Annotated in this window: 17 protein-coding genes; 3 read left to right on the forward strand and 14 right to left on the reverse strand. The window is 42.2% G+C overall.

Annotated elements, in window-relative coordinates:
• Window positions 1-43 precede the first annotated feature (43 nt).
• Window positions 44-1,186 carry a class C beta-lactamase gene (gene ampC / locus M1F14_RS01845; RefSeq protein ID WP_042847730.1) on the forward strand — a complete coding sequence of 381 codons (1,143 nt, stop codon included), beginning with the start codon at window positions 44-46 and terminating at the stop codon, window positions 1,184-1,186.
• Between the two features lie 408 nt (window positions 1,187-1,594).
• On the opposite strand, the gene hemN is transcribed toward ampC, so the two are convergent.
• From hemN to greB, 14 genes are all read right to left on the reverse strand, one after another.
• Entirely contained in the window at window positions 1,595-2,968 is a 1,374-nt protein-coding gene (gene hemN / locus M1F14_RS01850) for an oxygen-independent coproporphyrinogen III oxidase (RefSeq protein ID WP_042847731.1), read from the reverse strand.
• 331 nt (window positions 2,969-3,299) lie between these two features.
• Complete coding sequence (yihI, locus tag M1F14_RS01855) at window positions 3,300-3,815, reverse strand: Der GTPase-activating protein YihI (RefSeq protein WP_048605465.1); 516 nt, start codon at window positions 3,813-3,815, stop codon at window positions 3,300-3,302.
• A gap of 474 nt (window positions 3,816-4,289) precedes the next feature.
• Entirely contained in the window at window positions 4,290-5,624 is a 1,335-nt protein-coding gene (locus M1F14_RS01860) for an NCS2 family permease (protein ID WP_042847736.1), read from the reverse strand.
• A 185-nt stretch (window positions 5,625-5,809) separates the two neighbouring features.
• Window positions 5,810-6,562: an amino acid ABC transporter permease gene (locus M1F14_RS01865; protein ID WP_042847738.1), complete on the reverse strand. Its 753-nt coding sequence runs from the start codon at window positions 6,560-6,562 to the stop codon at window positions 5,810-5,812.
• Between the two features lies 1 nt (window position 6,563).
• Window positions 6,564-7,316: an amino acid ABC transporter permease gene (locus tag M1F14_RS01870; RefSeq protein WP_042847739.1), complete on the reverse strand. Its 753-nt coding sequence runs from the start codon at window positions 7,314-7,316 to the stop codon at window positions 6,564-6,566.
• Window positions 7,317-7,405: 89 nt separating this feature from the next.
• On the reverse strand, window positions 7,406-8,245 hold the full coding sequence (locus M1F14_RS01875; protein WP_042847740.1) for an ABC transporter substrate-binding protein: 840 nt from the start codon (window positions 8,243-8,245) through the stop codon (window positions 7,406-7,408).
• A gap of 548 nt (window positions 8,246-8,793) precedes the next feature.
• Window positions 8,794-9,507 (reverse strand): phosphate signaling complex protein PhoU, encoded by a 714-nt coding sequence (gene phoU / locus M1F14_RS01880; RefSeq protein ID WP_036958602.1) that lies wholly within the window; start codon window positions 9,505-9,507, stop codon window positions 8,794-8,796.
• A gap of 13 nt (window positions 9,508-9,520) precedes the next feature.
• Window positions 9,521-10,297 (reverse strand): phosphate ABC transporter ATP-binding protein PstB, encoded by a 777-nt coding sequence (gene pstB / locus M1F14_RS01885; protein ID WP_042847741.1) that lies wholly within the window; start codon window positions 10,295-10,297, stop codon window positions 9,521-9,523.
• A 37-nt stretch (window positions 10,298-10,334) separates the two neighbouring features.
• Window positions 10,335-11,216: a phosphate ABC transporter permease PstA gene (gene pstA / locus M1F14_RS01890; protein WP_042847744.1), complete on the reverse strand. Its 882-nt coding sequence runs from the start codon at window positions 11,214-11,216 to the stop codon at window positions 10,335-10,337.
• A gap of 1 nt (window position 11,217) precedes the next feature.
• A complete protein-coding gene (gene pstC, locus M1F14_RS01895; RefSeq protein ID WP_042847813.1) occupies window positions 11,218-12,174 on the reverse strand; it encodes a phosphate ABC transporter permease PstC in 957 nt (318 codons plus the stop codon).
• A gap of 114 nt (window positions 12,175-12,288) precedes the next feature.
• Window positions 12,289-13,332, reverse strand: a complete 1,044-nt coding sequence (gene pstS, locus M1F14_RS01900) for a phosphate ABC transporter substrate-binding protein PstS (RefSeq protein WP_042847746.1) — start codon at window positions 13,330-13,332, stop codon at window positions 12,289-12,291.
• Window positions 13,333-13,943: 611 nt separating this feature from the next.
• On the reverse strand, window positions 13,944-15,275 hold the full coding sequence (gene envZ, locus M1F14_RS01905; RefSeq protein ID WP_042847749.1) for a two-component system sensor histidine kinase EnvZ: 1,332 nt from the start codon (window positions 15,273-15,275) through the stop codon (window positions 13,944-13,946).
• Window positions 15,272-15,991 (reverse strand): two-component system response regulator OmpR, encoded by a 720-nt coding sequence (gene ompR / locus M1F14_RS01910; RefSeq protein WP_042847751.1) that lies wholly within the window; start codon window positions 15,989-15,991, stop codon window positions 15,272-15,274. Before ompR ends, envZ begins: the two co-directional genes overlap by 4 nt.
• A gap of 116 nt (window positions 15,992-16,107) precedes the next feature.
• Entirely contained in the window at window positions 16,108-16,593 is a 486-nt protein-coding gene (gene greB, locus M1F14_RS01915) for a transcription elongation factor GreB (RefSeq protein ID WP_042847754.1), read from the reverse strand.
• Between the two features lie 170 nt (window positions 16,594-16,763).
• Between greB and M1F14_RS01920 the strand changes: the two genes are divergently transcribed.
• Both M1F14_RS01920 and feoA read left to right on the forward strand, forming a co-directional pair.
• Complete coding sequence (locus tag M1F14_RS01920) at window positions 16,764-19,094, forward strand: Tex family protein (protein WP_042847756.1); 2,331 nt, start codon at window positions 16,764-16,766, stop codon at window positions 19,092-19,094.
• A gap of 332 nt (window positions 19,095-19,426) precedes the next feature.
• A complete protein-coding gene (gene feoA, locus M1F14_RS01925; RefSeq protein ID WP_042847759.1) occupies window positions 19,427-19,657 on the forward strand; it encodes a ferrous iron transporter A in 231 nt (76 codons plus the stop codon).

Here is a 19,657-nt window from a genome sequence, read left to right on the forward strand (position 1 = left end):
TTATATTAGCAACAACTTAAACTTTTATTTAATTGGACTACCTATGAGAAATGTTTTTCGTCAGGGGCGGATTTTTGCCGCTCTTAGCTTAGCCTTAACCACAATTTCAGCCAACGCGCTAACCCAACAAAACGTTGATAACATTATTAAACCACTAATGAAACAACAACAGATACCCGGAATGTCGGTGGCAATCTCCATTGAAGGAAAGCACTATTTTTATCATTACGGTGTATTGTCTAAGCAAAGCAAAGCCCCTATCAATAACAACACATTATTTGAAATTGGCTCTCTTTCGAAAACATTTACAGCAACATTAGCAGCTTATGCACAAGAACAAGGTAAATTAGATTTCTCACAAAAAGTGAGTCATTACCTACCCGAGTTAACAGATTCAGCATTTGACCATATCACCGTGATGAACTTAGCCACCCACACCTCTGGATTACCATTATTTGTGCCGGAGACCATTACGAATTCAGCTGAATTAATAAGCTATTACCAACATTGGCTCCCTGAAAAAACCATTGGAGAATATCGTTCTTACTCAAATTTAGGTACTGGATTATTAGGCATCGTCACCGCTAAACAACTCAAAATGCCATTTGAACAAGCGATGGAAAAATTAATGCTGCCTTCACTGGGGCTCAAACATACCTATATTCATGTCCCTAAGCACCAAATGAAAAATTATGCTCAGGGTTATAATAAGAAAGATCACCCAGCGCGAGTGGCACCACAGATTTTAGATGCCGAATCCTATGGTTTGAAATCTACTGCCAAAGATTTGATCCGTTTCTTAGATATTAATATGCAGACGGTAAAAGTCGCAAAATCATGGCAAGAAGCGGTAGAAGATACCCACACAGGCTTTTATCTAACAGATTCATTTGTACAAGATATGATGTGGGAAAGTTACCCGTGGCCTGTCTCTTTATCACAATTACATCAAGGTAACCGTGATGAAATGGCATTACAGCCACAGAAAATCGAAGCAATTAAACCGGCAATGCCGCCAGAAACGCGAGCGTTCTACAACAAGACAGGCTCCACAAATGGTTTTGCAGCTTATGCCGCCTTTATCCCTGAAGAACAAATCGGCATCGTGATTTTATCCAATAAATGGTACCCAATTTCCGACCGCATCACCGCTGCTTATCAATTAATTGAAAAGATTAATGAATAAATTAGATTTCTGACGAGGAGTAGATGCTCTATATAGTTCGAGTACCACTAGGCGTCAAAGTGAAAACAGCGCGGGAAGCATACGCTAAGTTGTGACTAAGGTTAGTGAACGTAGCCAACAACGCTACAGCATAAAATATGACGAAGAGTAAATGCTCTAAATAGTTCGTTCTGTAGCTAGGCGGCAAGAGAAACTAAGCCCTAGGAGCATACATAAAGTATGTGACTAGGGTTAGTGAACGTAGCCAACAACACTACAGCATAAAATATGACGAAGAGTAAATGCTCTAAATAGTTCGTTCTGTAGCTAGGCGGCAAGAGAAACTAAGCCCTAGGAGCATACATAAAGTATGTGACTAGGGTTAGTGAACGTAGCCAACAACGCTACAGCACGAAATATGACGAGCATTCAGATGACGCGGGAAAACTGCCGCTGCCTCATCTGCCTACGCAAATACACATCAAAACACATGCAAATATTACGAATAAGTAAACGTCCTTGAGGAGTCACCTTAATCCCTGTTTCGCTAATTTCGACTAGGTCATCTTCTGCCATTGGTATCAATAAGTTTAAGTCTTCTGCAAAGTAAGATTTAAAATCAATTGGATATAGTGCTTCTATTTGTGCGAAATTCAGTTGGAAATTACAAATTAAGGTTTTGATAACATCACGACGTAAACAGTCATCATCCGTTAATACCAACCCACGCCACAGCGCATGCCCCTGCTCTTCGACTTGTGCATAATAGGTTTTTAAATCTTTTTGGTTTTGAGCGTAGTTATCCCCTAACATGCTAATCGCCGAGACGCCGAGCCCTAACAAATCACAGTCCCCTTGGGTGGTATATCCTTGGAAATTACGGTGCAGTATGCCTTCACGCTGGGCTACCGCAAGTTCATCTTCTGGGCGTGCAAAGTGATCCATACCGATAAATTGATAACCATTTCCAGTGAGTGTAGCTATCGTATCTTGAAGAATATCCAGTTTTTGCTCTGCGCTTGGTAGATCTTCATCTTTAATTTTACGCTGCGCTGCAAACAAATTAGGTAAATGTGCATAATTAAATACACTTAAGCGGTCAGGTGACAGCTCTGCCACTTTTTTCAGGGTAAAAGCAAAACTTTCTGGCGTTTGCTTTGGCAAGCCATAGATAAGGTCAATACTGGTTGAAGTAAACCCTGTTTCTTTTGCTCGCTTAATTAGAGCAAAAATAAACTCTTCATCTTGCTCTCGGTTAACCAATACTTGCACTTCTTTATTAAAGTCTTGTACCCCCATACTCAGGCGGTTAAACCCTTCAGCGCGTAAATGGTCTATCATATCCAACTCAATTTCACGCGGGTCGACTTCAATCGACATCTCTACGTTATCTGCAAAATGAAAGTGCTTTTTCAATAAACCGACTAGATGGCTAACTTGCACTTTATCAAGATAAGTTGGTGTACCGCCTCCCCAGTGCATCTGAGTAACAAGACGTCCTTTTAATAAAGCTGCACGCTGAATAATTTCTTTTTCAATGACTTGTAGGTATTCATCTGCTTTATGTTTTTGGCGAGTAACTAATTTATTACAGCCACAGAAATAACAAAGCTTATGGCAAAAAGGAATATGAACGTAGAGCGATAAAGGACGGTCGGGATAACGCTGAGTTGCTTGAACAAACGCACTTTCGTCATAATCTTGGTTAAATTCCAAGGCAGTGGGGTACGATGTATAACGCGGCCCTGAATAATTATATTTTTGAATGAGAGCGAGGTCCCAAACAATATTTTGCTCTGACATAACATTCCTCAATTGACCAAAAGCTTAAACCATCACAACGGGTTGCACCTTATTTAATTTGTTATTCGGTGATGTGAAAATTTTATAGCATACATAACGTTATAGATTCTAAATATTTCAAGTTGCGGCTAGGCGGCAAGTGAATGAATCGCTAAAAGTATACATAAGTATATGACTAGAGCGAATGAGCATAGCCAACAACGCTGCAACTTGAAATATGACGAGTATAAAGATGTTAAAGAAAAGAGACTTGATGCAACATCAAAGAAAAGTGTATTTATGGAAAATAATAGCGACATCCCCCGAATATACGAGGGATGGTTAAACGAAGTTATTTACTTTTTAAGATACGCATGATGTCATCGAGTTTTTCTTCGTCTTCTTCCTCTTCTTCTTCAGCATATTCTATGCCTAAAATGTTCATCAGCTCATCAATACGGTCTAAACAAGTATTGATATATTTCTGTTCTTCTGCGGTAACGGTCTCACCATCTTCCAAACGTGCTAACAAACCATCTAAACGGTCATCACTTTCTAACAATGCTAACTCAGCTTCAGGGGTTAATTTTTCTTTAACCACTGGCTGTTTTTTCTCAACCACAGGTTTAGTCGCTGAATTATCATCAACAATTAAAGGCACTGGTTTTTTACTGCCTAAGCGTGGGTCAACAATGTTATTTTGCCCATTATTTTGGCTGCTTGATGACTTATCTTGGTAGCGACTACCTGATTTATTACCACGATGTTTACTTTCGCGCTTACGCTCACGACCTTCTGCGTTCAATTCTTCTTTCGTTTTACGGTATTTTTTCTTTGGCTTACTTGCCGGTTTTTTTGGTGAATTCATGGCCTGATACCTTGATAAAGTCAGTTTCTGCTGCGAAATCTAGCAGTTTCCCATGAAGGGGGAAAGTACTAGTTTGCAATTTCAGTAGATTTTTATCTCACCTGACCTTCACAGCAGTAGTTTATTAATTATACCCTAAATAATTTGCGTTGCATGTACGCTCATGCAACACAAATTATTTAGAGCATGGAGGGGTCAAATAATAAAAAGAGAAATAATTAACTCATTAAATAATGCAAGTTGTGACTAGGCGCCAAGCGAGGTTATCTCGGGGAGCATATACAAGTATATGGCCCGAGTAACCAAGTGTAGGCAACAACGCCACAGCTTGAAGTATGACGAATATTAATGCGCTAAATAGTTTGAGCTGTAGCAAGGCGGAAGAATTGCTAATTCCTAGGAGCATACAAAAGTATGTGACTAGGGTTAGCAAACGCAGCCAACACCGCTACAGTTCAAAATATGAAGCACATGTTAGGCGTCGACTAGGATCATTTTTAACAGGAACATCGCCGCAACTAAAATGACGCACAGCCCCAGATCACGCCAGCGCCCCGTACCAATTTTCATTGCGCAGTAGGCAATAAAGCCCAGTGCGATACCTTCGGTAATAGAGAAACTAAACGGCATCATTACTGCGGTAATAAATGCAGGCACAGACTCGGTTAAATCGTCCCATTTCACCCGCGTTAAACTTGAAGTCATCAGCACACCCACGTAAATCAGGGCACCTGCGGTTGCATAAGCAGGAACCATACCTGCAAGAGGTGAGATAAACATGGTCAATAGAAATAGAACACCCACAACAATTGCGGTTAAACCAGTACGCCCACCAACAGATACCCCTGAAGAGCTCTCAATATACGCAGTCACTGATGATGTTCCCATTGCAGAACCTGCTACCGAACTCAAACTATCCACATACAGGGCTTGTTTCATTCGTGGAAATGTCCCGCGTTCATTGGTAATCCCAGCCTTATCCGTCACGCCAATCATAGTGCCCGATGAGTCAAACAGGTTTACTAACATAAAGGCGAAAATAACACCTGATAGCGCTAAATCTAAAGAACCAGCAAAATCGACTTGCCCAACCACACTAGTGATACTTGGTGGCATGGAAAACACACCCGAATATTTCACATCACCCAACGCAAGACCGATCAATGTAGTCACGGCAATAGACACCAAAACTGCTGCATGAATATTACGCGCTGCCAGAATTGCGATGATAAAGAAACCCAGCGCCCCCAGCCAAACGTTATGGTGAGTTAAGTTACCAATTGAGACCAGTGTATCTGGATTTGCAACAATAATGCCTGAGTTTTTTAACCCCATCATGGCAATAAATAAACCGATACCACTGGTGATCCCGACACGAAGACTAAGCGGGATATTAGCAATAATCCAATAACGAATACGGAACAATGTCAGAATAAATAAACCAACCGCTCCCCAGAATACCGCGCCCATAGCGACTTGCCACGAATACCCCATGGCCCCGACGACAACAAAAGCAAAAAAGGCATTCAGCCCCATTGCAGGTGCTACCGCGATTGGTAAGTTTGCTAATAGCCCCATCAAGATACTACCAATAGCAGCAATCAAGCAGGTGGTAACAAACACCGCTTTAATGTCCATCCCTGCAACAGAAAGAATTTGTGGGTTAACAAAGACGATATACACCATCGTCAGAAAGGTCGTGAAGCCTGCAACAACTTCTGTTCGTGCGGTTGTGCCGTGTTCCTGTAATTTAAAAACACGCTGAAACAAGCCCTGCGGTTGTGCCGAGCTAGAAGATTGATTACTCATTAGATATAGCGCCCAAAAAAAGTTTTTTTCGCCCTATACTACAATTAAAAATCACAAAAGAAAACGATTGCGTAAACCATAATAGGCAAAAATGTCCTAACTAACTGATACAGCAAGCCGAAATAAGAAAAATAATCAGATAAGTGTTGTTGAGATAATAGCGGTTATTACACCGCTATGTTGACTTAAGACAGCGCCAATAGCTTTTGCCTACGCCAAAACAATAAGCTACGCTTCGCGGCTCGTTTTTGAGGTTCATTTTGTGCGCTTAGCCTTTTCGCTACCCTATTCGCAATAATTTCCACCGCAAAACACATCACAAAATAAATAAACGCCACAAATAAGAAAACCTCGAGCGGGTATACCATTTCACGGTTATTCACTTGAGTAGCTAAAAATGATAATTCAGCAACCCCCACAATATAAGCTAGAGAGGTATCTTTAATTAATGCAACCCATTGATTAATAAATGAAGGTACCATCATACGTAACGCTTGTGGTAAAACAATGTGCCAAAGCACCTGCCAACGGCTAAAACCCAAAGACATGCCAGCTTGCCACTGCCCTTTACCAATCGCTAAAATCCCCGCCTTTACCGCGTGAGCTAGATATGCTGAAGTAATCAACGCTAATGCACATACCACAGTAGCAATCCCAGGGATTTCTGCGCCAAGCAAAATAGGCAACAGAAAGTAGGTCCAAAAAATCAACATAATCACAGGAATTGCACGGAAAAAGCCTAAAATAGCGGCAAATAGGTTAACCCAGAAACCACGCAGCATGGCTAACGCAATACCGCCCAATGTCCCCAATACTATAGAAGCCGCCCCTGCAAGTAAGCTCATGAGTAAGGTTAAAGCAGCGCCTTCGAGTGGGCCGTCAGGGAAAGTACCTAATAATAAATATTGCCAGTTTTGCTCAATAATCGAAAAATCCATTTTATGCCCCTTGAGCTAAATTACGTTGCTGGCGCCACTGCCCCCAGCCTTCCATTAATGCAATAATGGCAATGTACAACACTGTGGCAACACCAAATGCGGCGAAAGTTTGTAATGACTGGCTATCCACTTGCCGCGATACATAAGAAAGCTCCGCCACCCCAATCGCCATCGTTAACGATGAATTCTTTACCACATTCATATATTGGCCAAGTAAAGGCGGCATAGCGATTTTAACCGCTTGAGGCAACACCACGAGTTTCATCGCCTGCCAAGAAGTTAGCCCCAAAGCGAAAGCAGCATATTTTTGCCCCTGACGAACGCCCCTGATACCTGCTCGAATTTCCTCAGCAATAAAGGGTACGGTATACAAGGTCAAACCAACAAAACCCGCTAAAAATTCAAATGATGGCCACCCCACGGGTATCCCCAACAATTGGATTTCATGGGGTGTATTCAACCATTCCATTGTGGCAGATGGTAAAATTTCACCAGAAGCGAAATACCAAAAAAATAGCTGCACCAACAAAGGCGTGTTTCTAAAAATAGAAATATAGATGTTCACTCCCCAACGAAGAGGAGCAATCTGGCTATCCTTTGCTGATGCAACTAGAAAACCTAATAAAGTAGCCGCAATAATGGTACACACAGAGATCCAAACTGTGATCAAAAAACCATAGCCGAACCATTCAAGGTACTGTGGTGCCAGCAGATGTTCTGACCAAAAATTACCGCTGAAAAATTTCTCAAACATAGTCAATCACCATTCTACTTGGTTCTATTAACCAAGAACCCCGCACAATGTGCAGGGTAACCAACAAGTTATTTTTTTATTTCAGGCCATTAAGATTGGGGCTGTTGTTCGCTTAATGGTGCAAACTTAAAGTCACCACGTGGTTGAGCGGCTTTAGTTTCTGGGCCAAACCAACGGTTGTAAATCACCTCGGCTTTGCCGTCTTTCTCTAATTTCAACAGTGTTTCATTGACGTTTTCAACCAAACGTGTTTCGCCTTTGCTTGCTGCAAGTGCTTGATATTCTTTTGTTAGGCTGAATGGCGAAATTTCAAAATCAACTTTAACTTTCTCAGGTAAATTACCTAATAAACCCACCAATTTTGCATCGTCTTGGGTAATAGCTTGTACGTTACCATTACGCAGTGCAGCAAATGCCTGTGGGGTATCATCGTAAGAAATCACTTTAGTGTCTGGAAAACGCTCACGTAAAGTGACTTCTTGTACGGTGCCTTTATCTGCACCAATACGCAGAGGTTTAATATCATCAGGGGTTTTTAATACGCCTTTACGGGCAATAAATTTTTGCCCGGTAGCAAAATCAGGGATGGAAAAATCAACTTGTTTTGCGCGTTCATCGGTAATGGTAAAATTCGCCCCAATAAGATCAACTTTGCCAGAAGTTAAAAGTGGAATACGATTCGCAGGGTTAGTCGGACGAAGCTCAAGTTTTACCCCTAGGCCATCAGCAATTTCTTGTGCGATATCCACATCATAGCCAGCCAATTTCTTAGTTTGAGGGTCAATAAAACCAAAGGGCGGGTTGCTATCAAAGACTGAAATGCGGATCACTCCGGCTTGCTTGATATCATCTAATTTATCTGCGCTAGCGACATTCGCTGTCAGCGCCAAACCTGTGAGTAGAACAGTTGAGAGAATACGAGCTTTCATTGAACACCTCTAGCGGTAAATTTATGTAAATCGACCGTCACAAGCTATCAACTATCTCTTAGCACTTGAAATACTATTAAATAATATATTTATAACTAAGAGGAATAAATGAAGTGAATAAAGAAAGGGGGAAACTTTATACAAGGACCCCGAACATGGTTAAACCATCAATAGACTCTTATTGAGCAAGAAGAAAGTCGGTAGAAGAACGTTTTATACGCTAAACAATTTGTTCTAAAGTAAGCTGACGCCGATATTCAAGAGTAATACTCTAAATAGTTCGGGCTGTAGCTAGGCGGCAAATGAAATTATCCCTAGGGGCATACACAAGTATGTGACCCGAGTAGTCGAACTCAAATATCAGAACTACAGCTTGAGGTATGATAGGTATTTAATGCATTAACCTCATATATTAATACTCTAAATAGTTCGCGTTGTGGCTAGGCGGCAAGCGAGGATATCTCGGGGAGCATACATCAGTATGTGACCCGAGTAACCGAGCGAAGCCAACACCGCCACAGCACGAAATATGACGAGTATTCGAGTAATTATTTATTCGTTAACATCTTCTCAAGACTATCCCCACCGACGTGACGGAAATCTTGCCCCTTCACATAGTAGAAAATAAATTCACAGATATTTTGACAACGGTCGCCAATGCGCTCAATTGAGCGTGCGCAGAACAGTGCCGTTAATACACTCGGGATTGTCCGCGGGTCTTCCATCATATAGGTCATTAATTGACGTACGATACCCTCATACTCTTGGTCAACTTTTTCATCTTCACGGTAAATACGGATGGCTTCTTCAAGATCCATTCGTGCAAATGCATCAAGTACATCATGTAGCATTTGTACCGTATGACGGCCTAATGATTCCAAACTCACTAACAAAGGCTGATGTTGATGAGAGAATTTCTCCAATGCAGTTTGGCAGATTTTGTCCGCAACATCGCCAATCCTTTCCAATTCTGCAATGGTTTTTGAAATTGCCATAATCAGACGCAAATCACTCGCTGTTGGCTGGCGCTTGGCAATAATTTTTACGCACTCTTCGTCAATCGCCACTTCCATCATATTGACTTTATGGTCATTCTCAATAACTTCACGTGCTAAGGCTTCATCCTGATTATGCATGGCCGTAATGGCTTTGGTGAGCTGTTCTTCCACCAGCCCTCCCATTGTCATCAACTCAGTATGGATATGTTCCAGTTCAGCATTGAACTGCCCCGATATATGTTTGTTGTGATTCAGCGTATCCATCGTCGGCTCCATATCAACCGTAGCGGCCAGTAATATAATCTTCAGTTTGCTTCATTTCAGGGGTCGTAAACATCTTGTCAGTGTGATTAAACTCAACTAACTCCCCTAAGTACATGAATGCCGTATAATCAGAACAACGTGCTGCCTGTTGCATATTATGGGTAACAATCACCACAGTGTACTCTGATTTTAATTCACTAATTAATTCTTCAATACGACCCGTTGAGATAGGGTCAAGTGCAGAGCAAGGCTCATCCAGTAACAATACCTCTGGGCGAATAGCTATCCCACGAGCAATACATAAACGTTGCTGCTGACCACCAGACAAGCTATAACCACTTTGGTGGAGTTTATCTTTAGTTTCATTCCATAATGCAGCTTTTGTCAGTGCCCATTGCACACGCTCATCCATTTCTACACGCGATAATTTTTCAAATAAACGGACTCCAAATGCAATATTATCGTAGATAGACATTGGGAATGGAGTGGGCTTTTGAAAGACCATTCCTACTTTTGCTCGTAATAACGCGATATCTTGTTTGTCCGTCAGGATATTCTGACCATCTAATAAAATTTCACCTTCTGCACGTTGTTCTCCATACAGCTCATACATTTTATTAAAGGTACGTAACAATGTGGATTTACCGCAGCCTGATGGGCCGATAAATGCCGTCACTTTATTCTTTTCAATGTCTAAAGAGATATTTTTCAGCGCGTGAAACTTGCCATAGTAGAAGTTGAGGTCACGAACTTTAATTTTACTGTTTGCAATTTCGTTTGCATTAATCATGGTTTACTTTTCTCTCTAAATCTTTAGTTATCCGGGCTTAGTGTTTTTTCTGTGCAAACACAACACGCGCAATGATATTAATCAGTAGGACACATAGGGTAATTAATAACACCCCAGCCCATGCAAGCTCTTGCCATTCAGAGAATGGGCTCATTGCAAATTTGAAGATAGTCACTGGTAAGTTGGCAATTGGCTCGCTCATATCTGTACTCCAGAACTGATTCGACAGTGAAGTAAACAGTAACGGTGCGGTTTCCCCCGCAATACGTGCAATAGCCAGCAAAATCCCCGTGATAATCCCGGATACAGATGCTTTTAGCGTAATAGATAAAATCATTTTCCATTTTGGTGTGCCGAGTGCATAAGCGGCTTCACGCAAGCTATCAGGCACTAACTTCAACATATTTTCAGTTGTCCGGATAACAATTGGAATTTGCAACAATGCAAGTGCGACAACCCCAGCCCAACCGGAAAAATGCTGCATCTGTGCAACCACGATGGTGTACACAAACAGACCTACAACGATAGATGGCGCTGATAATAAGATGTCATTAATAAAACGAGTTACCGAAGCTAACCATGACTTACGGCCATACTCTGCTAAATAAATCCCCGCTAAGATCCCTAAAGGAGTCCCGATAACCGTAGCCCAGAGGATCAGTAAACCACTACCAACAATGGCATTTGCTAAGCCGCCACCTTCTGTATTAGGCGGTGGGGTCATTTCAGTAAACAGATTGAGGGACATCCCATCAATCCCTTTCGTCACTGTAGAAAATAAAATCCAAACTAACCAAAACAAGCCAAAAGCCATGGTTAACATCGAAACCAATAGAGCCATTCTATTGATTTGACGGCGCCATGCTTGACGGCGAGCACGTTCTTTTTGATTGACGGCAATAGGTTGAGATAACGACATATTAACGGCCCTCATTCTTCGCAAGGCGCATAACCATCAGCTTGGAGATTGCTAGCACAATGAATGTGATAACAAATAAAATCAGCCCAAGCTCCATCAAGGCAGAGGTATGCAAGCCGCTTTCTGCTTCTGCAAACTCATTCGCCAATGCAGAGGTGATACTATTACCTGGCATAAATAATGACACGCTATCTAGTTGATAAGTATTACCAATCACGAATGTCACCGCCATGGTTTCACCCAATGCGCGGCCTAGACCTAACATCACCCCCCCAATTACCCCATTACGGGTATAAGGCAGAACGATGTTCCAGATCACTTCCCATGTAGTACAGCCAATACCATAAGCTGACTCTTTCATCATCACAGGAGTTTGTTCAAATACATCGCGCATAACAGACGCAATGTAAGGAATAATCATAATCGCGAGGATGATCCCCGCAGCTAAAATACCGATACCGAATGCTGGGCCTGAGAATAACTCACCAACAATCGGAATACTCGACATCACATTCCCCACTGGTTCTTGGAAATATTCCGCAAACAACGGCGCAAAGACGAATAACCCCCACATCCCATAAACAATACTTGGGATAGCAGCAAGGAGTTCAATTGCAATACCTAGAGGCCGTTTTAACCAGTTAGGTGCAAGCTCAGTTAAAAATAAGGCGATACCAAAACTCACGGGTACCGCAATGATCAGAGCAATTAACGATGTCACAATCGTGCCATAAATAGGCACAAGCGCACCGAACTCTTCCGCTGGAGCATCCCACTCTTTGGTCCATAAAAACGAAAAACCAAATTTTTGCATACTTGGCCAAGATGCAAAAATAAGGGAGATAATAATACCCCCAAGCATTAATAAAGTGATTAGCGCGGCAATCTTTACCAATGCACCAAAAATCACATCACCTGATTTGCTAGGAGCTTTAAATGCCGTTGTTTTTTCGGCCATGCGCTTTGTTCTCATTCCACACCTACTTGCTTACGTAGGATTTAATTTACTTCATTTAGAAAGCGGATGTTAGATCCTCTAACATCCGCCTGCCACTGCCAACCCGAGGTTCACTTAGAAAAGTGCTTTACCTTGGCTATCTTTTACTTCTGTTTTCCATGCTGCGCGAACAGCTGTCACCACTTCTTCAGGTAAAATTGCGTAGTCTAATGCTTCCGCTTGCTTACCACCTTTCTCATAGGCCCAGTTAAAGAAGTCGAGCGTTGCTTTGCCCTTTTCAGCATTAGCTTGCTCTTTGTGTACTAAAATAAAAGTTGTCGATGTGATTGGCCATGCATTGGCACCATCACGGTTCGTGAGGTCTTGAGCAAAAGATTTAGACCAATCAACTTTTTTCGCTGCTGCGCTGAAACTTTCACCTGTTGGCGAGACTGCTTCGCCATCCGCAGATATCAGTTTAGTATAAGCAAGATTATTCTGTTTTGCGTAAGCATATTCCACATAACCAATAGAACCTGGCAGACGCTGAACAAATGCTGCAACGCCATCGTTACCTTTACCACCTACGCTATTTTTTGGCCAGTTAACTGTTGAACCCGCACCAATATCTGATTTCCAGCTTGCACTAACTTTCGCTAAGTAGCTAGTGAATACGAAAGTGGTACCTGAGCCATCAGAACGTCTGACGACTGCGATAGTTTGGTCTGGTAGGCTAACATTTGGGTTTAACTTAGCAATAGCAGGGTCATTCCACTTAGTAATTTTACCTAAATAGATATCCCCTAAAGTGTTGCCATCTAAAGTCAGTTGCCCTGACTCAATGCCTTTTACGTTGACAGCCAGGACAACACCGCCAATGACTGTTGGGAACTGGAATAAACCATCTTTTTTCAGTTTTTCGTCAGTTAATGGCGCATCAGAGGCACCGAAATCAACGGTTTTTGCATTAATTTGTTTGACACCACCAGAAGAGCCAATCCCCTGATAGTTTACTTTATTACCTGTTTCTTTCTGATAAGAGTCTGCCCACTTTGCATAAACAGGAGCGGGGAAAGTCGCGCCAGCTCCGGTCAGGCTGGTAGCAGCAAAAGAAGACATTGCGGTCAAAGATAAAGTTGCTGCCATTACGCTTGCTAAGGTGGTACGCGTCATTTTCATAATCCCTCCGGGGATGTATAGAAACAATCAAGTATAAAATTGTTGGGTGTATGTCACGGTAGGAAAAATAGGACAATTTAGTTACGACAACATGTCGTTTTTATGACAGTTTTATGACAATTGCTGATTTTTTCGCTGGCGAGAAAACAAAATCGAAGAAAAATACAATTTTACAACTTAAGATTCAATTAGTTATAAAAACAAAACTTCAAAACTAATATCAAAAAGAAAAATGACAGACTGTCATAAAAGCGAAAAATATTTTTATCCTGCAACTATAAAATAATACTCAAAATAATTTGTGTTGCAGCTAGGCGGCCAGAGAGGATATCTCGGGGAGCATACATAAGTATGTGACCCGAGTAGCCGAACGCAGCCAACAACGCTGCGGCGCAAAGTGTGAAGAGTAAAGGAATAGCGCTAAATAGTTCCAGTTGTAGGTAGCCCCTAAAAAAGAGAGCCTCTTTTTCCTACTTGATACAAATAATACTCAAAACAATTTGTGTTGCAGCTAGGCGGCCAGAGAGGATATCTCGGGGAGCATACATAAGTATGTGACCCGAGTAGCCGAACGCAGCCAACAACGCTGCGGCGCAAAGTGTGAAGAGTATTTAGTCTTCTTTCTCTTTAAGGGGAAGCAAAGCCCTAATCGCAAACCCACCGCGCTCACTCTTATGGATTTCAATGCTCCCTTCATGGGCATCGACAATCCGGCGAATAATCGCCAAGCCTAAACCAGTCCCTTTATTACTACGTGCTTTTTCGCCTTGTACAAAGGGTTGGAATAACCGGTGAATATCTTCTTCTTTGATACCTACACCATCATCTTCCACTTGGAACCAAACAGAATCTTCCGTTTTACCACTACTTACTTTAATCCAGCCATTACCATAACGATATGCGTTGACAATCATATTCGTGATAGCGCGTTTGATAGCTAACGGGTTACCATTTACTATCATTGAGCCCGGCTCCAGCGCTGTTTCGATTTCACCGATCACATTGCTTTCTGAATTGACCGCTTCCATAAGGATTGAATTAAGGTCGCAGAATTCCATATCCATTTCTTGCCCTGTTTTCAGGTAGGACATAAATTGACCGATGATCGCATCACACTCTTCAATATCTTTATTGATAGACTCCGCAAGGTAGCTATCTTCTGGGCTCATCATTTCTGTTGCTAAACGAATACGAGTTAATGGCGTTCTTAAATCATGGCTAACCCCTGCCATTAAAACAGTTCGGTCGTTTTCTAGCGTTTTGATTCCAGCGGCCATATGGTTAAAGGAACGAATTGCCGCCCTTACCTCAGTCGCGCCTTTTTCTTGCATGGGCGGTAAAATAACCCCTTTTCCAACCTCACCAGCATGGTATTCCAACTCAAGCAACGGCTTGTTCTGATAACGAATATACAGCCACACTCCGGCAAAAATTGTCAGGAAAATAGTCAGTGTATAACGGAAAACGAGGGAAAATTGATTTTGACCTATCTCAGTCAAGGGGACTCGCACCCAGATATCAGGTGCGAGGTAAGATGTCAGCCACAAAATCGGATATTCACGGCCTAATTCGAGGTGAACATTTGCCTTACCACCTAAATAATCCGACATGTGTTCGCTTAAAAAATCATACTCTTTCGCCCAATTCAACCCTTCTTCCATTGCAGCTGAATGAGCGTAAAAGGTAATACCTAATTCATTATAGATTTTTTTACGTAACGCGGGGGATACCCGCACCGAGGTCCCATCCTGTAGAACCATTTTCTCTGTCATCAACGTCCTAACTTCATAAGCCAGTACTTTGTTAAACTGTTGTAAGCTAGGCATCACAACAAAATTCAACACGACCATATAGCTGGTCACTAGGCTTGCGAATAACAACGCAACGAACAAAAATAACGAGCGAGAAAATGTACTACGTCGTGAGAACCTCAGTCGCTTCATGCTTTACTTCCATCTGGAACAAACACATAACCCAAGCCCCAAACTGTTTGAATATAGCGTGGATGGGCAGGGTCTTCTTCAACCATACGGCGTAAACGTGAAATTTGAACATCGATAGAACGTTCCATCGCACTGTATTCACGGCCTCGCGCTAAGCTCATTAACTTGTCACGAGATAATGGTTCCCTTGGATAAGAAACCAACACTTTTAATACCGCAAATTCACCACTAGTTAATGGCATATTTTCATCACCTTGGAACATTTCACGAGTTCCAAGATTTAACTTAAATTTACCAAATGTAATGACAGCATCATCTTGAGATGGCGCTCCCGGTAGTTCATTTGCTTGGCGACGAAGTACCGCACGGATACGAGCCAGTAATTCGCGTGGATTGAAAGGTTTTGGAATATAGTCATCAGCACCAATTTCTAAACCAACAATGCGGTCAACCTCTTCACCTTTCGCGGTAACCATAATAATAGGGATTGGGTTATTTTGACTGCGTAAACGACGACAAATTGATAACCCATCTTCACCCGGTAGCATTAAATCTAATACTATCAGATGAATTGATTCCCTCGTCAGGATTCTGTCCATTTGTTCAGCGTTTGCGGCACTTCTTACCTGAAAGCCTTGCTCTGTGAGGTAACGCTCTAGCAGTGCACGTAAACGCATATCATCATCGACGACAAGAACCTTATAACTTTCCTGCATTTTGTAGCCCTCAAGATGTGCATCTTTCAAATTATTTTTTTAATCAAAGTAAGCAAAAAAATATTAATGCCTACTAATTTACCACTAACATAGGATTTAATGAATCATTTTACACTTCAGATGCTTAGTGGACGATAACTTATTTCTAATATGAAATAGGTTACTTGCCCTCCTGGAGTATTTACTATTATCTCATCATCAACTCGTTTACCAATCAGGGCTCGCGCCACGGGAGAGTCGATTGAAATCCATTGTTTTGTAGGGTTAAACTCATCAGCCCCGACTATCCGGAATATTCTGATATTTTCATTTTCATCTTCAAGTTTAACCCAAGCACCAAAAAAGACACGGCCTTCTTGCCGAGGGTCAGGTTCGATTATCCTTAGTTGATCCAATCTTTTAGATAAAAACCGGATACGCCGATCAATTTCACGTAACCTTTTTTTACCGTATATGTACTCTGCGTTTTCTGAACGATCCCCTTGGGCTGCTGCTTCAGAAACAGATTGGGTTACTCTAGGCCGTTCTTCTTTCCACAGATACTTTAGCTCTTTGTCTAACGCATCCCAACCTTCACGCGTAATTAAAAGACTTTTTGTCATAACCTTAAAATATTCGTCAATAGAGACAGTGATTATAATAATTTATAGAACATAATCTGAGACTTTCCTACCAATAGGCTTAAATTCAGTCTGGAAATTATGGCTATCACCAAGTATAACAGTGCAGTAAATTTTTTTAATTGTTCTTTCAGTAGGTATTTAAACACGACATGAATGAAACTCTAAGCCAAATCATCGCAGCAGAACTGCATGCCCAACCGAAACAGGTTTTTTCTGCCATCACCTTATTAGATGAAGGTAATACTGTCCCGTTTATCGCTCGTTACCGTAAAGAGGTTACCGGAGGGTTGGACGATACTCAGCTTCGCCAGCTAGAAAGCCGCTTAGGGTACTTACGCGAACTGAATGACCGTAAGCAAACCATTCTGAAATCGATTGAAGAGCAAGGGAAATTAACCCCAGAGCTTGCCTCTGCGATTGATACTACCCTCAATAAAACTGAACTTGAAGACCTGTATTTACCGTATAAACCGAAACGTCGTACCCGTGGGCAAATCGCCATTGAGGCAGGGCTTGAGCCATTAGCGGATACCTTGTGGACAGACCCAAGCCAGTCCCCTGAAGAACTAGCCCAAGCTTACATCGATGCAGATAAAGGCGTAGCGGATATAAAAGCAGCCTTAGATGGCGCACGTTATATTCTTATGGAGCGTTTTGCCGAAGATGCCGCCTTATTGGCCAAAGTTCGTGACTATATTTGGAAGAATGCCCACCTTGTTTCTGTTGTTGCAGAAGGTAAGCAAGAAGAAGGCGTTAAATTTAGTGACTACTTTGAGCACCAAGAGCCTGTAGCTCAAGTCCCCTCGCACCGTGCACTTGCTATGTTCCGTGGTCGTAATGAAGGTATTTTACAGCTGTCATTAAATTGTGACCCACAATTTGATGAGCCACCAAAAGAAAGTTACTGTGAAGAGATCATCACTCGCCACTTAGATGTACATTTGAATAACGCCCCAGCTGACCAATGGCGTAAAGCGGTGATCAGCTGGACATGGCGAGTCAAAGTGCTTCTGCACTTGGAAACGGAAGTAATGAGTTCTCTGCGCGAAAAAGCAGAAGAAGAGGCTATTAACGTTTTCGCCCGTAATCTCAGTGATTTGCTGATGGCCGCCCCCGCAGGCATGCGTGCAACTATGGGGCTCGATCCTGGCCTGCGTACAGGGGTAAAAGTCGCAGTAGTTGATGCAACAGGTAAACTGATTGCAACCGATACTATTTATCCACACACTGGCCAAGCGGCTAAAGCAGCAACGATTGTTGCCGCGCTGTGTCAAAAACATCATGTGGAACTCGTGGCAATCGGTAATGGGACTGCATCGCGAGAAACTGAACGCTTCTTTGCAGAAGTCCAAAAACAATACCCTGAAGTAACAGCCCAAAAAGTCATCGTCAGTGAAGCGGGGGCTTCGGTCTATTCCGCCTCTGAGCTTGCTGCGCTTGAATTCCCAACATTGGATGTATCTTTGCGTGGTGCCGTATCTATTGCACGCCGTCTACAAGATCCTCTCGCTGAGCTGGTAAAAATTGACCCTAAATCTATCGGAGTTGGTCAATATCAACACGATGTTAGCCAAACTCAGTTGGCACGTAAACTCGATGCTGTGGTTGAAGATTGCGTAAACTCCGTTGGTGTCGACCTAAACACAGCTTCAGTTGCCTTACTGACTCGCGTTGCCGGTTTAAGCAAGATGATCGCCCAAAATGTGGTGGATTGGCGTGATGAAAATGGCCAATTTAATGATAGAAAGCAGTTACTGAAAGTCACGCGCCTTGGGCCAAAAGCATTTGAACAATGTGCAGGTTTCCTACGTATCACTAATGGTAAGAACCCATTGGATGCTTCGACCGTTCACCCTGAGTCTTACCCAATTGTTGAAAAAATCCTTGAGTCTGTCCGTCAACCACTAAAAGAAATTATGGGTAACTCACAAGTGCTTAATGCCTTAAGCCCACGTGATTTCACCACAGAACAATTTGGTGTCCCAACCGTCACGGATATCATTAAAGAATTAGAAAAACCGGGTCGTGACCCTCGCCCTGAGTTTAAAACGGCCACCTTTGCCGAAGGGGTTGAGACCATGAATGACCTTGTCTCTGGGATGGTCTTAGAGGGCGCAGTTACCAATGTAACCAACTTTGGCGCGTTTGTAGATATTGGTGTTCACCAAGATGGGCTCGTTCATATTTCTTCTCTATCAAATAGTTACGTTGAAGACCCTCACAAAGTGGTAAAAGCGGGTGATATCGTAAAAGTCAAAGTGCTAGATGTCGATATCGCGCGTAAACGTATTGCGCTAACGATGCGTCTGGATGAGCAAGCTGGTGATACGAATAGCGCACCTCGTCGAGCAGCTCCAACGCAAGACAAAAACCCACGCAAAGCAGCACAACCAAGGGGTAATGCACGCCAAAACTCATCATCTTCTGGTAACAGTGCGATGAGCGATGCACTGGCTGCCGCATTTGGCAAAAAACGTTAATTACGTTAAATAGGCATCGCTATAAAATAATTGCGATGCCTATTATTTTTAATTAATTCACTTCACACTCGTTAATACACTTCAAAATACTCTTATACCCCAGCGTTTCAACAGCCCCACCGATTAAGAAAACAGGGCTAACTCAATGCTTCGTTGATCCACATCAAGTCAAATTGACGAAAAAAGAGGCTAAATAGAACAAAAGTAGATGATTATAATTCTCATTGTTAATTAGATTAATTTTTGTTGGGTTACGCTATCAAGTTATTGATACCCATATTTCTAGCAATAAGTATTGATATCATTATAAATTGAATTAATAGGAAGACACTATGGCTCTACTTCCTCAATGCAGCTATAAAATAATTGGTTTTTCACCAGAGATAAGCCCCGCTTACCGACAAAAACTTCTTTCCCTTGGTTTGCTACCGGGTTCTGTATTTAAAGTCGTGCGCTTAGCGCCATTTGGTGACCCTGTGCAGATAGAAACGCATCGCGTGAGCTTAGTATTACGTAAAAAGGATCTCGCCCTGCTTAACCTTGATGAAGCGCCTACCGCTTAA

It is taken from the genome of Providencia sp. PROV003 (assembly GCF_045040775.1).
Classification (GTDB): Bacteria; Pseudomonadota; Gammaproteobacteria; order Enterobacterales; family Enterobacteriaceae; genus Providencia; species Providencia huashanensis.

Excerpts from the sequence above, each read along its gene's own strand:
- pstS (WP_042847746.1), bottom strand. The coding sequence starts at position 13,332 with ATGAAAATGACGCGTACCACCTTAGCAAGCGTAATGGCAGCAACTTTA.
- M1F14_RS01865 (WP_042847738.1), bottom strand. The coding sequence starts at position 6,562 with ATGGATTTTTCGATTATTGAGCAAAACTGGCAATATTTATTATTAGGT.
- ampC (WP_042847730.1), top strand. The coding sequence starts at position 44 with ATGAGAAATGTTTTTCGTCAGGGGCGGATTTTTGCCGCTCTTAGCTTA.
- yihI (WP_048605465.1), bottom strand. The coding sequence starts at position 3,815 with ATGAATTCACCAAAAAAACCGGCAAGTAAGCCAAAGAAAAAATACCGT.
- feoA (WP_042847759.1), top strand. The coding sequence starts at position 19,427 with ATGGCTCTACTTCCTCAATGCAGCTATAAAATAATTGGTTTTTCACCA.
- M1F14_RS01920 (WP_042847756.1), top strand. The coding sequence starts at position 16,764 with ATGAATGAAACTCTAAGCCAAATCATCGCAGCAGAACTGCATGCCCAA.
- hemN (WP_042847731.1), bottom strand. The coding sequence starts at position 2,968 with ATGTCAGAGCAAAATATTGTTTGGGACCTCGCTCTCATTCAAAAATAT.
- M1F14_RS01875 (WP_042847740.1), bottom strand. The coding sequence starts at position 8,245 with ATGAAAGCTCGTATTCTCTCAACTGTTCTACTCACAGGTTTGGCGCTG.
- M1F14_RS01870 (WP_042847739.1), bottom strand. The coding sequence starts at position 7,316 with ATGTTTGAGAAATTTTTCAGCGGTAATTTTTGGTCAGAACATCTGCTG.
- phoU (WP_036958602.1), bottom strand. The coding sequence starts at position 9,507 with ATGGATACGCTGAATCACAACAAACATATATCGGGGCAGTTCAATGCT.
- greB (WP_042847754.1), bottom strand. The coding sequence starts at position 16,593 with ATGACAAAAAGTCTTTTAATTACGCGTGAAGGTTGGGATGCGTTAGAC.
- pstC (WP_042847813.1), bottom strand. The coding sequence starts at position 12,174 with ATGGCCGAAAAAACAACGGCATTTAAAGCTCCTAGCAAATCAGGTGAT.
- envZ (WP_042847749.1), bottom strand. The coding sequence starts at position 15,275 with ATGAAGCGACTGAGGTTCTCACGACGTAGTACATTTTCTCGCTCGTTA.
- pstA (WP_042847744.1), bottom strand. The coding sequence starts at position 11,216 with ATGTCGTTATCTCAACCTATTGCCGTCAATCAAAAAGAACGTGCTCGC.
- pstB (WP_042847741.1), bottom strand. The coding sequence starts at position 10,297 with ATGATTAATGCAAACGAAATTGCAAACAGTAAAATTAAAGTTCGTGAC.
- M1F14_RS01860 (WP_042847736.1), bottom strand. The coding sequence starts at position 5,624 with ATGAGTAATCAATCTTCTAGCTCGGCACAACCGCAGGGCTTGTTTCAG.
- ompR (WP_042847751.1), bottom strand. The coding sequence starts at position 15,991 with ATGCAGGAAAGTTATAAGGTTCTTGTCGTCGATGATGATATGCGTTTA.